This window comes from Leptospira weilii, assembly GCF_006874765.1.
GTDB lineage: Bacteria > Spirochaetota > Leptospiria > Leptospirales > Leptospiraceae > Leptospira > Leptospira weilii.
In genome coordinates this window covers 3,182,501-3,198,646 of record NZ_CP040840.1, presented here as the reverse complement: position 1 = coordinate 3,198,646, position 16,146 = coordinate 3,182,501, and the positions used below count along the sequence as shown (strand labels likewise).

The following is a 16,146-nucleotide window of genomic DNA, read 5'->3' as shown; positions in this document are numbered from 1 at the left end:
AAAACTATTTCGTTTTCAATCGTTTGATTTAATACTTAAGGCAATAAAATTCGGAAATCGAAGTTCTTAATGGGTTGCTTAAGTATTAAATTTATTTGATGTACTCTGTTTTTCCCGGATTGGAAATATTTTTCTTTACAAACTTCTTTTCTCTCGTCAACTTCAAAGGAAATAAAAACTTCAAAGGAAATAAAAACTTCAAAGGAAATAAAAACTTCAAAGGAAATAAAATGTCGGAAATACAAAAATGAATACTTCAAAAAAAATAAATAGCATAAGGCAAGTCGATGAAGAAAATATTTTCTATTTCTATTTTTCTTTCCTTGTTTTTTCAAGGTTGTATGGTTTGGCCTCTCGTAGTCGGGGCCGTAGGTTTGTCTGCCGGTAATAAAGGCGGCGGCAACAATCCCTTCCTTCTCCTTCTTGGGATCGCTTCGGATCCGGTTATCACTCGAATCGAACTCAGTGCTCAAGATTCCTCAATTGCTAAAGGAACGAGTACGGCTCTTCAAGTTACCGCGATCTTTGATGATGGAACGAACATGGATATTACCGATTCCACTTCCATCGTTTCCGATTCTCAAGCCATCGTAGAGGTTCAAGGGAATCGATCTCGAGGGATTTCGTTGGGATCTTCCACGCTTCAAGCCGAATACAAGGGCTTGTATTCTCAGCTCCAAATCACCGTGAGGTCCGCGACTTTAAATTCGATTCAAGTTACGAGTTTAGATCAGGATTCTTTGCCGAAAGGTTTGAATCGTCAGTTTTCCGCAATCGGTATTTTTTCGGACGGGTCCCATCAGGATCTTTCCAACGATCCATTGACGATTTGGTCTTCCAGCGATCCGTCTTTGGTTCGTGTGAACGATTCCGGTTTGGCTTCCGGTGTTAATTTAGGAACTGCTCATATTCATGCATCCTTCGGGTCCAAAAGAGGTTCTGCAACTATGACCGTCGGATCGGCGACTCTCTCTTCGATTGAAATAGCTCCCATAAATTCGAATCTTCCTTTGGGAAAGAAGCAGCAATTGGTCGCGACCGGAATCTATTCGGATAACTCGAATAAGGACATTTCTTCTTTGGTCACTTGGGATATTTTGGATAATACGATCGCCACAATTCAACCAAAAGGTGTGGTGGAAACCGTTAGTACTGGTTCCACCACTGTTTTGGCTTCCATCGGTTCTTCGGTCGGTTCTACGACGTTGAACGTTGTGCCGGCGTCTTTGGTTTCCATTTCCGTTTCTTCCGTAAATTCTTCCAAGGCCAAAGGTCTTAAGGAAAATTTTATTGCGACCGGTATTTTTTCGGACAATTCAAGTTTGGATATCACGAATCAGGTTACTTGGAGTTCTTCGGATAGGAACATTCTTACTGTTTCCAATGCGAGCGGTAGCCACGGCTTGGGTTCCGCTTTGAATCAAGGCGCCGTTAAAGTTATTGCTTCCGTTGGCGGAATCGAAGGTTCTGCGGACTTTACGGTTACTCAGGCGTCTTTGGTTTCGATCTCGGTTTCTCCGATTCTTCCTTCGATGCCGAAAGGTTTGACTCAGCAATTTAAAGCGACCGGTATTTTTACGGATAACTCCAAGCAGGATCTCACTTCCTCGGTCACTTGGACTTCTTCTTCGAAAGCTTTAAGTGTGTCTAACGTATCAGGTAGGGAAGGAATGGGACAGGCCGTTGCGGTCGGGAGCGCGACGATTACGGCTAAGTTGGGGACGACGTCCGGGAAAACTACCATTAAGGTGGCCCCTGCGGTTCTCGCTTCGATTCAAATCAGTCCGATGAATACTACCACTCTCGCAAAGGGCTTAAGGAAAAACTTTTCCGCTCGAGGAATTTATTCGGACAATTCCAGTTCCGATATCACTTCTTCCGTTACCTGGTTTTCATCCGATCCTTCAGTTGCGGTGGTTGATAACGTTCTATTGTACAAAGGAGAAGTTCGCGGAGAAAAGATCGGAACTACCAATATCAAAGCGGCATTGGGAAAAGTTAGCAGTCCCACTGTCGAATTATCCGTAACTGCAGCGGAACTCGTTTCTATCGAGATCTCTCCCTATCTGTCTGTAACTGCAAAGGGGCTTACGAAAAACTTTAAGGCTACGGGTACTTTTACGGATTATTCTACGCAGGATATTACGGAACAAGTCACTTGGAAATCCTCGGATACGGAGATCATAAGTATTGAGAACGCTGTCGGAAGCAAAGGATTGGCGCATATGCTCAAGCAGGGAGACAGTGACATTACCGCCACTTTAGGTTCGATTTCAAGTTCGCCCAAATTGGCTATGGTGACTTCGCCGACTATCGTTTCGGTTGCAGTGACGCCGAGTAATCCGTCCGTTGCAAAAGGGCTCACCTACCAATTTAAAGCGACGGCGACATATACGGATAATTCCACGGGAGATATTACAAGTGCGGTTTCCTGGTCTTCTTCTGATTCGAATAAAGCATTGGTCAGCAACGACATACTTTCGGGAGGCTTGGTTACCGCAATCGCTAGCGGAAGTGCAAACATCACTGCGAGATACGAAAACTTGTCGGGTTCTTCTACTTTAAATGTCACTCCCGCGACTCTTACTTCTATCGAAGTGACGCCGATTCCTTCCTCCGTTGCTAAAGGTCTTACGGAACAATTTACAGCGACGGGGATCTATTCGGACAAATCTACCCAGGATTTGACTCAGGTTGTGACATGGACTTCCTCCGATTCCTCCCGAGTTGCGATCGAAAACACTGCCGGTAAAAAAGGCCTTGCGCTCGCTTCTACTTTAGGAAGTTCGAATATTAAAGCAACTTACAATTCCATTCAAAGTTCTCCGGTTTCGATGACTGTTACGGAGGCTAAATTGGCAAGTATTACCGTTAGCCCAGAGTCCACATCGAAAGCCCTGGGGCTGACCCAACAGTTCAAAGCGAAAGGAACCTTCACGGACGGTTCCGAACGGGATATTACCGATCTTGTGACTTGGTTTTCCTCCAAACCGTTAGTGGCTTATACTATTAACGCCGGTGAGAATCGGGGATTAGCGGTCGCACATTCCGTAGGTGCCACTGAAATTCACGCGTATTACGATTCCGTGGAAAGCAACTCGGTAAATTTCAAAGTGACTTCGTCCGAATTGGTTTCTATAGAAATCAGCCCGGAGAACGGTGATCTTATGAAAGGATTCCGCCGGCAATACACCGCGTTCGGTGTTTATTCGGACGGCAATTTACAGGACATTTCCAACTCTGTTACTTGGTCTAGTTCCAATACTTCGTCGGTTAGCATTTCCAATGCGGTCGGAAGCAAGGGAAAAGCGACCGCTTTGCAAGTCGGAACAAGTAAAATCACCGCTACTTACCGTTCCGTTTCGAGAACCACCGATCTAAACGTCAGCGCGCCGATTCTTTCTTCAATTGTGGTATCTCCCACAAAGCCGAACGTAGAATCAACTTCAAAGACAAAGTTCTTCGCGGTGGGAGTATACTCGGACGGAACCAAAAGGGATTTGACTTCTTCGGTTACTTGGTTCAGTTCCAGTACGAATCATGCAAGCGTGAGTAACGCGTCTAAATCGAAAGGATTAGTCGTTGCGGGATCTGGAACGGGATATTCTACGATCACGGCGACTTACGGTTCGATATCCGGAAACACGCTTCTTATAGTAAATAAATATAATAAAGCGGTTCCTACCGTTAAATCGGTTGCGTCCTTGTCGCCTACTACGATTCGGGTCGTATATTCCGAATTCGTAAACAATAAGGAAGCGTTGAAGCTGTCCAATTACAAGGTCGTAGATAGTTCCGCTTTGGTCGGAATCTGTTCCAATAACGCGGATTTCAAAAGAAATTCTCAAACCAGAGATTTCTCCTTGAAAAGTATCAGTGGGGCCGGGGATACGTTTACGATCACGCTTTCCGGTTCACAGAATTCGAACAAGGCATACACGCTCCTAGTAAACAGGCCGGGGATTCACGATCGTTCTTACGCTCCAAAATCCTTGGGTTGTCCGAATAACGCCGATTTTATGGGAAAGGAGCAACTTAAACTAACGAATGCGGTTTGTAATTCCGTAAACCGGGTGATCGTTTCTTTCTCCAAACCTTTATATACCGGAAAGGATATCGCAAAGTCGGCGGAATGTTCGAATGCGTCTGAGTGTAAATCGAGATATAAATTCGCAGGCGTTTCCTCTTTGGGAGATGTAACGAGTGCGAAAGTTTTAAATGGGAAGGTTTGCGGCGGAGCGCCTGCGGATCCTTCCAAAGTATGTCTAACGCATACACTTCTTCAGTCCGGCGGTCACTACACGGTGATCGCGGCAAATCGGTTGGACGGAGACGGGTTTGACAACGATGTTTGGGGAGCGATCAGTGACTCATCCGGTCAAGAGAATTTACAATCCTCACCGAAAGATAGGGCGAATTTTGTAGGTTGCGGAGGTTCTCCCGTAAATTTCGCGGATGGTCCCGTAATTTCGGATCCTTTCGGAGACGGTTCGTCTTTCGGTTCTCTTACCAACTATAATTATCAAGTTTATCTCGGCCCGAATAGGAAAGGAAATCAAGCTGTTCGATTTCGTTACGACGGAACCTCTCCGGAGTCGGTTTTCTTTTCCTTCGCAAAGGATGCGGTAGGGGAACAATCGAGTAACACTGCTTTGTCGGGAATTTCCGCCAATTACGTCACGATGGGTCATGCAGGTTGCACTCGTAACAGCGCGGACATTGTCGCCGGATGTGGTCCGGATAACGAGGACGGAAGAGGGGTTTTTGCGACTGGATCGTTAGGCGGAAGACCTCATATGTTCGTAGCGGGTTCGAAATCGTTAGGCGGCTTAGACTATCTCTACTACTCTTCGAACGCGGATGCCGGTCTTGACTTTAAGTATATTGATATGGGAACGATTACCGGAGCATTGACCGCGGGAGCTTCGTCTATTGCTGTTTTTGATAATCGAGTTTATGTCGGTTTCGCTAAAAAAAATAACCGTTCGAATGCGCCCGATTTCGGTAGAATCACCTTTCATACTTCCGATTCAACTCGATGTGTAATCGGAAGCAATTGTGATGCGACCGATGGACAGCGTGGAAGTCGTTTTAGAATCGATAGAATGCCTTACTTCGGCGGGGAGAGTTTGGATGATGAATATAAAGGTCGCGTAGGTTCGACGGCTCGTTTTATTCGAACTCTTGCCGCTGGAAATAACGGCAACAAACTGGATCAGCTTGGCGGTTCGACGGCCAATTGGGGTTATTATGTGGGAATCGATTCTCTTTTTGTTTTTAAGGAAAAACTTTATGCCGCAAACGGAGGATTTCCGAATTCCTTACATAATGGAAGTATTATACGTTCCAAAAGCGCTAACCCCGCTGCTTGTGAGGGAAAAAATCGTTGTTCCGGTTGGGAAGACGCGGCGCCTAGATCCAATTCAAAATGGCATAACTCTCCTAACAACAACTGGTTTTCTCTCGAACTCGTAAGGGATCGGGATTTGATTCCGGCGGATAAAGCGTTTTCTCAGTTCGCAGAATTTAACGGAAGAATGTATGTTACAAGAACGATCTGCGTAACTTCGGAGGATCGCTCCGGGCTTAGAAAAAGCTTGCAAACTGTGAAAGGTTGCACGGACGGAAGTTATACGAATCGAAGACCTCAGCTTTGGAAATGCGATCCGACTCTGAGCGGAAACAAATCCACTTGCGATTCGGGAGATTGGTCCGTGGTCGGAGATAACGGAACTGGTTTTACGAATTTTGGAAACGTTTCCAATCACAGTATGACGATGGTGGTAGCCAACGGATCGTATCTTTATGTGGGTTTTGACAACGAAAACGGAATTCAAATTTGGAGAACGAATCTTCAAAATCCGGGAAGTTCTTCCGACGGCTGGGAGCAAGTGGGAGGCGACGGATTGGGAGACGTTACCAACCGCCAGATTTATTCGGGTATTACCGTACCGAAATTAAGCTTAAATTACGTCTACGTAAGTGCCGGGGGAGGTAATCGACCGGTTAAAGTTTACAGACAACAGAACAAATAATATGCGAAATTCATTAAGAATCATTCTGGCGATGACGGCTTGTATGCTTATCTACTGTCAGGTAAACGGAGGTTCCGAACGGCTCGTTTTTATTCAAAACGAGCAAAACGGAATCGTTCGTCTCCAGTCGTTTGTCCACGGGAAAATATATCCCGAAAAGAATATTCAAAATTATGAATTTACCCTCAACCAGTCCGAAAACGTATTAGGAATTTTTCAAGTCGATTCCACGGATTCGGACTTGAGGGTTCGACTTATAAAAAGGGGATTTCTTTTTGATTCTAAGAGGGAATGTACGAATACGAACTTAGGAAACACGTACTCCTGTAAGATCGAAATTCCATTATTGGAAAAGGGTCGGTATTGTCTAGCTGTTTATAGAAATACCGATGCGAATGAAACTGATTTTAATCTTTTTGTAGGAATATTTGGGAAGGGTTATGTCAATATCAAAGCGGCGGCCAATCATTAGGATCTCGATAATATTTTTGATTTTGAGTTTATACGCGAATTGCCAAAATGTGCAAGTGAGTTTTCCTCAAAAACCACTTAAGTCCTGCGCGCCACCTGTTCTTCGAAGGCAATGTAAGAACGATTTAGAGGAAAGAGCCAGACTCAACGCGAAACCGCATAAGGTACACGAGGTTCCCCAATCTTTTTACTTTTGGGGAATAGTGCCTAGAGAGTATCTGATCGATGTAACGGGTTATTGTCCGAACGGAATCAAAGAAGTGCGTCAATATTCCACGTTTTTGGATCTTATCTACGAGCAGTTGACACTCGGGATTTATTCCCCGAGAACCTTAAATCTGATTTGTTATAATTGAGTTGAGCCATGAAGTTATTTAAAATAATATTCTTTATTCTTGTAACTTTTACGACCGAGGTCTGTTACAATACTACATTAAGGGTTTATAATATATCGAACCCTCTTCCTTTGAAATCCGAGCCAGAACAAACTTTCAAACAAGGAGGATACTTATTCGGTATGATCAACGCATTTGAGACTCCGAAGATTCAATGCGCTAAGGGGAAGCCGGAGATTCTGATTCTAAGAAATTTTTGGGACAATGTCATCCATTGGACGATTGGCGGAATTTATACTCAAAGAACCGTACAAATATTTTGCAAAAAAGATATGGTCGGTCAGAAGTCTTTAGGGCCGGGATAAAAAGTGGGATTCCAGGCGACTTCCCAATAATATCCTTCCGGATCTTCGAAGTAGCCAGAATAGCCGCCCCAAAAAACGTCTTGAGGTTGTTTAACGATTTTTGCTCCGGCTTGTTCCGCTTTTGCAATTACTCGATTCACTTCCTCCTTGGATTGTCCGTTGTAAGCGAGTGTAAATCCCCTGAAACCGCTTCCCTTTGCGGAAACGCCCACATCGGCGGCGAGTTCTTCCAGAGGGTACAAAGCAAACCAAGTTCCGTTTAACGTAAAGAAGGCGACATTTCCCTCAAATTTCATTTTGGGAAATTCGAGGCCTTCTTCGTAAAAACGAACCGCTTTTTCAAAGTCTTTAACACCGAGGGTGATGATATTGATTCTTGGTTGCATGGACTGAGGTTCGGACAATTGGATGGTTCGAAAAGTAAAAAATTAGATTATAGAAAGGGATTTGGTTGAGTTGTTTCAACGGAATCCGCTGTTTGAATTTCTGATTTTAAATTCGCGCGTTTCTGCAAAAAAACGTCTTTCGAGCCGCTTCGTCCTTTAACAACCGTTTGATTTGCTAATTTTGTATTCTTTTGGTTTATCAACGCGATTTGAACACTTAGAATATACGCTCGAATTCAGAGAAACGGAGCCGATCAGATTGAGCAGGTCTTCTCTCTTGCTTTCGTAAAAATGAGAGGCTTCCAGTCTGAGGAGCTGAATCCGGAAACGATTTTGGATTCGCAAATAGAAATTTACAAGCTTGATCAAGAAATCTTTTTTGAATAATATCGACAATCCAGCCTTCTGCTTCTGTATAAATTTGGCGAGGCAATAAGGAATCCTTATCCCTACGTAATAGAGTGTCCAAAATTCTGCATCTAAACGAGGGATTTTTACTCAAATGAACGGTATTCTATTTTATAGGGATCAGTAGCGGCTGTCCTCCGTTTCTGTTTCAGGATCAATTTAATCCTCCCAACTTTGCGGAACTCGTTTCTGTCCGTAAGTTTTGTTATAAACTTTTTTGGAATAAAATCTTGCGCGAGCTTGCTTTGGCCAGACTCCAACGCCTCTCACAGATATGCCGTTTCTATCTCGTATGTTGTTAAACGTAGTTGAGCCGTCCCCGAAATTAAACTCGGTATCAACCTCCTGTTTGATTCGCGGTTAGATCGATGATGGCCGATCTTGGAGGATGAAATCTGAAAATCATTCATTATTGGATTGCTATAAGAACTGAGGTTTGGGATCGGCGCTTTTGATTTTCGGTGGTTCTGTGTGGGTTGTGTTTTATAATCGAGAGTAATAAATTGAATTCATTGATCTTCGAAAAGTTCCAGTGGCATAAGGTTTGTATTCTTGTGAAAACTAGCGAATTTTCTAAAAGCTAAAATTCGTCTAAGATTATCACTTCGACGAACTGACTCTCTTGAAAAATCGTCGATCTTAATTTTCAGAATCTTTTCCAATTCCTCGAAATCGATATCGTTAAAACTGAGGGGCGTCTTATTTTTTATTTTGTTATAAGAAATCATCGAATGTGTCTCCCATCCACCGAGGATAATTTGTCCGACAAAAAAAAAGGGAATAAATACTAATAACTTGCTTGGTCTGAACTTAAAGTGCCTTTGTATAAATCGAATTCTCAATGGAGTTAATTTCTCGGACTGTAATTTGATTTTAAATTCTGTTTTCTTTCATCTAATACATCACTGGGGTCATACATGTCTTTCTCCGTATGCGGAATAAAAGGCTCCGCAGTTTAAAGCCGATCGTATGCGAGAGATATTTGTATGAATGAGATTTTCGTCGAAATACAAAGATATAGTACGAAAGTAGCAATAACATTGAAAAGAGTTGTTGGAGAATCTCATTTTATGAATCGAATGTCTCCATAATCTTTCTTCAAAAGAAAGAGTAGGGTTTTGTAATTAAATAGGCATGCTCTTCGAAGGAATTTAGATTGCATAATTCGAGCGATTCTATCAAATACTATGAATGGACTGGAATATTCCTTCTGCATACCGATTGACTACATTTTATGCTCAGAGCATAAAAATCAAGAAGAAAATATTATTTTGTAATGCAATTAGATGGAACTAAAAACACCAGGACAAAGGATCAAATTCATTCGAACCGAAGGAACCGGGGAAAAAATGACGCAAAATCAATTTGCTTCTGCGATTTTCATTTCTCAGGCGCTTTTGAGTAGAATTGAATCGGATGATATTGAGGTAACGGAGCAAACCGCTTTTATTATTGAAGTAGTTTTTAATTATAAAAAAGATTGGGTTCTTAATGGAGCGGGACCGAGGATGACGAATGTTGTCAAATTTCGCGAGGACCTTGCTACTAAAATAGAGGAATGGAGTCGTTTAATTCGTAGAGCTGAAAAAATTCCAAACGCAAAGTCAGTTATCGAGAAATATATAAATTTAATAGAAAAAGATCGAGACACGGTCAATTTAATTGTATTACGGCTTTCAGAGAAATGAGTTTTCAAGATTGGACAAAAAATAGAAAGATTTACTTAATATATCGATAGTATTTTCTTGCTAATACCTCGGCCCGCCTATCTAATTCGAAATCAGTATTAAATAAAAGATTCATATCGGTATAAAGCATATCCGTCGTGAGAGCTATCTTGAACGCAATGGATTTATCTCTAAATTCGTTCGGATCTAAATAACGAAAAAGAATTAAAAATGGAATTAAAACTACCCGATTGAAAAAAGAAACCTTTTGACCGGAGAGAACGGCGGCTTTGATTTCAAAAGCATTGTATTGTAAAATGGCAACTGCCCAAAGTGTGAAAAATATCAACGCACCTATCGAAGATAAGAACCCATAAAAGATTCCTAATAGAGGAAGTATATAGATAAAGATAAGAGCAAAAATTAAAGTAACAAAGACTCCGATTACCATCAAAGTCAATCGAACTCTTTGTTCTCCGGAAAATAAAAAGATGGATCTGATTAATTTTAGGATGTTATATCCCACAAACCCTATTTGATATCCGATAAGGATATGATAATGAATCGTGGAAGTATATTTGAATCCGTCCTTGTCGTCCAGAATGCTAAACGAGCAGGAAATTGCCGCCCATAAAAAATACATTACAAAAATCGAAATAGTTACTAATTGCCACTTTGGCGATTTATGGTCTGGGTTAGAAATAAGGGAAACAATCCGATCAAACAGAATCGGAAAGAAGATCGTAGGGATTAACATCCAATCAAAAGCATAATGGCGATATTCATAGCTTATGAATTGGCGTATTACAAAGGCTGAAATCCAAATCGAAAAGAAACCAGATAAAGTCAAAAAATATCTTTGTATCTTTTTACGATCTGGAAATCTAAAAATATACATTCCCAAGAAGAAAATATATAGGGAGACGCCAATACAAAGATAATTCGAAAAATCCATGTCTATTTACAACAGAAATACTACAATTTTGACGCGATATTTTGTAAAGCGTTTTCTCCGATTTCTATCAACTGAAAGAGGGCTAGTTTACCATTTAGAAAACATCCCGGGTAGTAAACCATTTCTGAATGTTCCTCGGAAGGAATTGCTCCATTGTCAAAATACACTCTCTGTAATCCTTTCCATGCCGGATTAATCATACCGTAAACCATGCTAAATTTTCGAATCAGGCAATACTGAGCCAATTCGCTTGCGGCAATTTTAAAAGCTTGAAATCCAATAATTGTTTGTTTAAAACTAACCGAGTTCCAATCGGCTACATTAATATCTTTGAGATGATAGTGCTCTCCGGATGGAAATCTTTTGACGATCTCCAAAGGAATCAAGTTTTCTTGTGTTTTTTCTACAATTCTAGTCGCAGCTTGAAGATGTCCATCGTAGGTTACAAAAAACCATTTTGACCAGTTGTCTAAGTCAACGGTTTCATATTCCGAATAGCCTGCGTCTTTGTAGATTTGTTTGCTAAATTCTTTTACCGGCTGTAATAATTCTTTGTTTTGTGTACTATCCCAAATGTGTAATTGGAATCCGTTCAATCTTGATTTGATTGTTTGATTTTCTAAGGAGGTTTCTAGGGTTTTCATCATTATATAATTATGTCACATTACAATATTAATTCAAACCTTTCTTAATTTTTATATAATTATAAAAATAGGATGTTTCGTTTATTCGAGTTTTTTCTTTTCGGACTTCTTTCCCTCCCATCTCTAAACAAGCGCAAATCTGGCAAATTCGAAAAGTTTTGGAAATATAAAAGGACTCAAATATAAGTAGCCGATCTCAAAAATATCTTAGAATGATTTGAATCGGCATTTTAAGCTAAGATAAAATATTTTTCAAATAGACTTATAGTGTTAAAAAGTAGGTTGGATCCGGATGGGTCAAAAAGGAAAAAAGATTCAAAAGGCAAATGGATTATCAAAAAAACATCCATTTATAGGCACAACTTGGACCGGATTTTTATCGTTGTCGAGAAAATACTCGAAACGATATTGTCAGAACTTGTTTTTAAAAGCTCGCAATTTTAACTTGGAACGCGTTTCCCGATACTATAAAGAATCTGTCTCGATAAACTCAGCGCAGAGCTTTCCCGAACTCAGTAAACACCTTCCTACGGGTCGGTGTTTAGGTCGCTCTGCAGGTTTAGAGCAGACTCAAAGTAAAGGTAAATCTTATCGTTTCAGACCGTATCTTGCTTTTACGAGATAAATCTTTTTTTCCATTTCCGACCAAAGTGATTCTTTGTTCGGATGAAAGGAGGCGAAGACTCCCTGACGGATGAGGTCCACGATTTCATCCAAAGAAAAATCCAAGAATCTCCATAGTTTATAATATTCGTATGTAAGATTTACGTTGAATATTTCGGGATCGTCCGTATTGATGCTGAGAGGGAGTCCCTGATCATAATAATAACGAACGGGGTGGTTCTGTTCTTTTCGGACGTATTTTCCCGTGAACACATTAGACGTCACACAAATTTCGATAGGGATGTGATTCTCCCTCAGATATTTTACCAGTTCGGGATCTTGGATAGCGGAGGTTCCGTGTCCTATCCTTTCAGCTTTAAGCAGTTCCACTGCTTCCCAAATCGCCCAAGGGCCGTCGTCTTCTCCGGAATGTGCTACCACTCTCAGGCCTGCTTCTCTCGCTTTTTGGAAAACGGCCTGGTAGTCTCTTGCGGGTCCCATAAGCTCCGCGCCGCCTAACCCGATCCCGATCACCTCCGGATGTCTGAGTTTCAAAACTCGGTTCAAATTGTTCATCGCGTTTTCCGGTCCGAAAGAACGGGATACGTCGACTAACAATCGTATGGTGATTCCGTCGCTTTCCTTTTCCTCTCGGATACGATTTACGAGAAAATTTACCATTTCTTCGAAATCGAGCCCGTTCTGGATGAACTTCGACGGAGCAAAAAATACTTCCGTATATATGATATTGTTGGCTCTCATATATTCTGAGAGGCTTTCCACGAAAAATGAAAAATCGGCGGGTTCTTTTACGAGGGATTGGATGAAAAAAAATACCTGAATAAATCCGTTGAGATCTTTGAAGTTGAATTTAGCTTCGAACTCTTCGTCCGTTACGCTGATTCCGTTTTTTGCCATCAACCGTTTCATCGTGTCTTTATTGACACAAGCTTCGAGATGGAGATGGATTTCCGTCTTGGGAAGTTCTCGAAGGAAGTTGATTACGTCTTGGTCGTCCGGTTTTTCCTTGGATAAATCTCCGGACGGAAAAAGCCCTTTGACCGGAACCGGTGTTTCCTGTGGAATTCCGATTGTGGGAACTCCTAAAATCCAAGAAGGCGGATCCAGGACCTCAAGCTCCATGAGACCGACCCTTTCGTTTAAGAGTTCATTGATCTGTTTGTCGAAAGAAATTTGTAAAGAAGACGAATAAGGCCGATCCGCGGGGAGCCTGGATTTTAGGCGACTCAGCTCGGTTACGTCCCGGTCGATGATCCGAATTCTGTCTAGAATTTCTCCAAAAGTTAAAGCCACTAAGGCAAAATATATTTTCTGGGAAAAGATTTCAATTCTGATTCAAAACCGGAGCTCGTATTAGAAGTCAGTGGTTAGGAATCGATTGATCTTGCCTAGGAGAGGTTGGCCTACGTTGCAACCCATACGGGAGCCATAACCAACCCCAACAAGTACTTGGGTTCGAAGATCAATTTGTCGGAATTACGACAAAATCCTCCGTGAAACTTAGTTCCCACAACGCGTCCCTTTAGGAAGCGTTGTGCCGAGTTTCATTCTATTGATCATTGTTCCTTCTATTTTTAGTAAATTTATTTTCGAATGCGCTGGGTGTCTCAAAGAGAAGCGACACCAGGGCTTGGTTCGGTAGCTCAAGGCAGGCCGTTTCGGTTTCACAAACCCCTCAGGAAATTAAAGCGTTTCGCTTTACGAAGATGCGGCCGTAAGAAATTTTGCGGTGCTTCCCGCACTTCTCACCGATTTCGCACTTAGGAAAACTGCTAATCTGCCGAAGTTAAAAAAGCAACGGAGGTTATGTCCGATATATGATTACAGCACGTAAAACCTTTCTACCATTCGCTCTTCCTTGTATTTCCGAAAGGGCCATCGAAGAGGTCTCCGCTGTCCTCCGCTCCGGATGGATAACTTCCGGTCCAAAAGTAAAAGAATTCGAGGAAGAATTTGCCCGTTACACCGGAGCCGGTTACGCCCTCGCTCTCAATTCGGCTACCGCCGGACTTCACTTGGCTTTGGAAGCGATCGGAATGAGTCGTGAAGACGCCGCCATCTGTCCTGCGGTGACATTCACCGCAACCGCCGAAGTAATCTGCTACTTCGACGCGGAACCTATTCTTACGGATGTGGATCCGATTTTCAATTTGATGACTCCGGAAACGTTACGCGCGACCATCGGCAGAGAATGTGTTTATCAAAACGGAACTCTGTTCCACAAAAAGACCGGTAAAACAGTAAGGGCGATTCTGCCCGTTCACCTCGCGGGAGTTATCTGCGACATGGAAGGTATATTAGAAATCGCTAAAGAATATCATCTTTATGTGATAGAAGACGCGGCTCACGCTTTTCCTGCCGTTCATAAGGGAAGAAAGATCGGAACTTTCGGCGATTTCACCGTTTTTAGTTTTTATGCGACCAAAGGAATCACAACCGGAGAGGGGGGAATGGTAACGACCAACCATTCTCACTTTGCCGAAAGAATCAAACTCATGCGTCTGCACGGAATCAATCGGGAAACCTACGATCGTCCCGGGTGGTATTACGAAGTCGTTTCTCCCGGTTTTAAATACAACATGGCGGACGTCGCCGCGGCTCTCGGGATCGTTCAACTTTCCGAAGCGGACGATCTTTGGAAACGAAGAATTTCAATAGCCGAGTTATACAAAAAAGAATTCTCCGATCTTCCGTTTTTACACCTTCCTCTTAACGCGCCGGACGGAGAACATTCCTGGCATCTTTTCAGAGTGGAAGTGGATCGTGTTTCTTCGAAAATTGATCGCGATATCTTCGCGTCCGAATTAAAAAAACGGAATATAGGTTCCAGTCTTCATTTCATTCCACTTTACGAGCATCCTTTTTACGGTTCTCGTTTCGGTTTTAAAAAAGAATTCTTCCCCAATTCGAACGCAATGTTTTCCAGATCCCTTTCCATTCCTCTTTTTCCGGGAATGAAAGAAGAAGACGTTCAAGACGTAATCAAAGCGGTCAAAGAAATTTTCAACGGACTTTAATCAATCGTTCAAGGAAGGGTCATCCGGGGATCGAGGCGGAAACGTTCAAAAACAAGGGGGCCTCTTGCGTGGCCGTTATGGAGAAAATCGAAAAAATCCTCACCTCTGATACTCTATCCACTGACTCCTAATATGCGCCTTTTGCCGTCCTTTCAATTGAGATAGCGATTTATCTCTAAAGAAAGTTCTTCCGGTTTTTCCATGTGAATTGCATGTTTCGCTTCGGGAAGTAGAACGAGTTTACTCTTTTTCAGATAAGAATGCAGTTTCTTCGTCATTGCGACGTCCGTTATCGGGTCTTCCTTGCCCGATACGATCAACGCCGGAATTTTGATTTCTCCCAGTTTTTTTCCGAGAAAAATTTCTTTCTCTTTTTCCAAAGTATTTGCGGTAAGAAATTGATTCGGAAGTTCGTTCCAAGATCGAATGAGAGCCTTTCTCGCGATTTTTCCCGGCAATTCGGGAGTTTCGTAATACAAAGCCTCGATGAGTTTTAAAAGATCGTTTTCGTTTTTGGGAAATAAAAGTTCCTTCATCTCATCTCGTTGGGGATGCGGGATTCCTCCGGGAGAGATCAAAACTAACTTGGAAATTCTTTTTTCGCGATCTCGGAGGGCCACGTGCATTGCGATCAAGGCTCCCATGGAATGGCCGCCTAATACAAGTTTGGTGATTTTCAGTTTTCGGATCGCCTCGTAGATCAAATCTCCGAATACGTCTATTTGATACAGATATTTTAGCGGCGGGAGTTTGCTTCTCCCGAATCCGGGTATGTCCGGAATCAAGATCCGATAGTCCCGCCGAATTTTAGGAGCCACTTTTCTAAGTCCCGTTGCTGAGTCCAGAAGACCGTGGATCAAAAGAATCGTCTTATTCTGCTCCTGGTTTTTTTCCAAAAAATAAATTGAATTTCCTCCGGTCTCCACTTCGAAATCCCGAAATCCGAGAGTTTCTTTCATGTATTTCCTCTTTTTCCAGTGGTAATAGTTGAGGAATAATTCGTACATCGATTTCATAAATACAGATTCTCTATTTCATTTTGTCTTCTCTTTTCGAAAAGGAAGATTCGAAACTCGTCTTAAAGCTCGACAAACCGGAATCAAGAAAAGGTATAGCCGAAAGAGGGAAGGACGGTTTGTTTGAATCCTATCTCAGTGGGATTTAAAGTTTCCTTTCAAGCAATTTTTCGTTTGGAATGGTTTGTCGGAATCAGTAAAAATAAAATTCCGGAATTAGTTC

Annotated in this window: 12 protein-coding genes and 1 pseudogene; 6 read left to right on the top strand and 7 right to left on the bottom strand. The window is 42.1% G+C overall.

The features are described 5' to 3' along the window. Positions 1-287: 287 nt before the first annotated feature. The 4 genes from FHG67_RS15530 to FHG67_RS15515 are packed head-to-tail and all read left to right on the top strand — an operon-like array spanning position 288 to position 7,206. Complete coding sequence (locus FHG67_RS15530; protein WP_142499842.1) at positions 288-6,035, top strand: Ig-like domain-containing protein; 5,748 nt, start codon at positions 288-290, stop codon at positions 6,033-6,035. Between the two features lies 1 nt (position 6,036). Further along, positions 6,037-6,507, top strand: coding sequence for an LIC_10463 family lipoprotein (locus FHG67_RS15525; RefSeq protein ID WP_004501614.1), 471 nt, complete (start codon positions 6,037-6,039; stop codon positions 6,505-6,507). Beyond that, on the top strand, positions 6,482-6,862 hold the full coding sequence (locus FHG67_RS15520; RefSeq protein WP_141638278.1) for a Bor/Iss family lipoprotein: 381 nt from the start codon (positions 6,482-6,484) through the stop codon (positions 6,860-6,862). Before FHG67_RS15525 ends, FHG67_RS15520 begins: the two co-directional genes overlap by 26 nt. Positions 6,863-6,870: 8 nt before the next feature. Then, positions 6,871-7,206 carry an LA_3781 family PerA/PerB upregulated protein gene (locus FHG67_RS15515; RefSeq protein ID WP_036058224.1) on the top strand — a complete coding sequence of 112 codons (336 nt, stop codon included), beginning with the start codon at positions 6,871-6,873 and terminating at the stop codon, positions 7,204-7,206. Here FHG67_RS15515 and FHG67_RS15510 read toward each other — a convergent pair. From FHG67_RS15510 to FHG67_RS15495, 3 genes and pseudogenes are all read right to left on the bottom strand, one after another. Continuing rightward, positions 7,182-7,592: a VOC family protein gene (locus tag FHG67_RS15510; RefSeq protein WP_004496392.1), complete on the bottom strand. Its 411-nt coding sequence runs from the start codon at positions 7,590-7,592 to the stop codon at positions 7,182-7,184. The genes FHG67_RS15515 and FHG67_RS15510 overlap by 25 nt on opposite strands. Before the next feature lie 639 nt (positions 7,593-8,231). Next, a pseudogene (locus FHG67_RS22435) lies at positions 8,232-8,419 on the bottom strand (hypothetical protein); the annotation flags it as partial. Positions 8,420-8,509: 90 nt separating this feature from the next. After that, on the bottom strand, positions 8,510-8,728 hold the full coding sequence (locus FHG67_RS15495; protein WP_002618622.1) for a B9T54_RS14040 family protein: 219 nt from the start codon (positions 8,726-8,728) through the stop codon (positions 8,510-8,512). Positions 8,729-9,286: 558 nt separating this feature from the next. On the opposite strand from FHG67_RS15495, the gene FHG67_RS15490 reads away from it, so the two are divergent. Continuing rightward, on the top strand, positions 9,287-9,688 hold the full coding sequence (locus FHG67_RS15490) for a helix-turn-helix domain-containing protein (RefSeq protein ID WP_002618617.1): 402 nt from the start codon (positions 9,287-9,289) through the stop codon (positions 9,686-9,688). Positions 9,689-9,719: 31 nt separating this feature from the next. Here FHG67_RS15490 and FHG67_RS15485 read toward each other — a convergent pair whose 3' ends face one another. The 3 genes from FHG67_RS15485 to add form a co-directional block, all read right to left on the bottom strand. Further along, a complete protein-coding gene (locus tag FHG67_RS15485; RefSeq protein WP_004501607.1) occupies positions 9,720-10,622 on the bottom strand; it encodes an LIC10906 family membrane protein in 903 nt (300 codons plus the stop codon). Between the two features lie 20 nt (positions 10,623-10,642). After that, entirely contained in the window at positions 10,643-11,269 is a 627-nt protein-coding gene (locus FHG67_RS15480; RefSeq protein ID WP_004501622.1) for an LBL_2463 family protein, read from the bottom strand. A 585-nt stretch (positions 11,270-11,854) separates the two neighbouring features. Next, positions 11,855-13,183: an adenosine deaminase gene (add, locus tag FHG67_RS15475; protein WP_004501610.1), complete on the bottom strand. Its 1,329-nt coding sequence runs from the start codon at positions 13,181-13,183 to the stop codon at positions 11,855-11,857. A gap of 524 nt (positions 13,184-13,707) precedes the next feature. Between add and FHG67_RS15470 the strand changes: the two genes are divergently transcribed. Further along, positions 13,708-14,907, top strand: coding sequence for a DegT/DnrJ/EryC1/StrS family aminotransferase (locus FHG67_RS15470; RefSeq protein ID WP_004501623.1), 1,200 nt, complete (start codon positions 13,708-13,710; stop codon positions 14,905-14,907). Positions 14,908-15,059: 152 nt separating this feature from the next. Here the strand turns inward: FHG67_RS15470 and FHG67_RS15465 are convergent, their stop codons facing one another. Next, positions 15,060-15,923 (bottom strand): alpha/beta fold hydrolase, encoded by an 864-nt coding sequence (locus FHG67_RS15465; RefSeq protein WP_016758668.1) that lies wholly within the window; start codon positions 15,921-15,923, stop codon positions 15,060-15,062. Between the last annotated feature and the right edge of the window lie 223 nt (positions 15,924-16,146).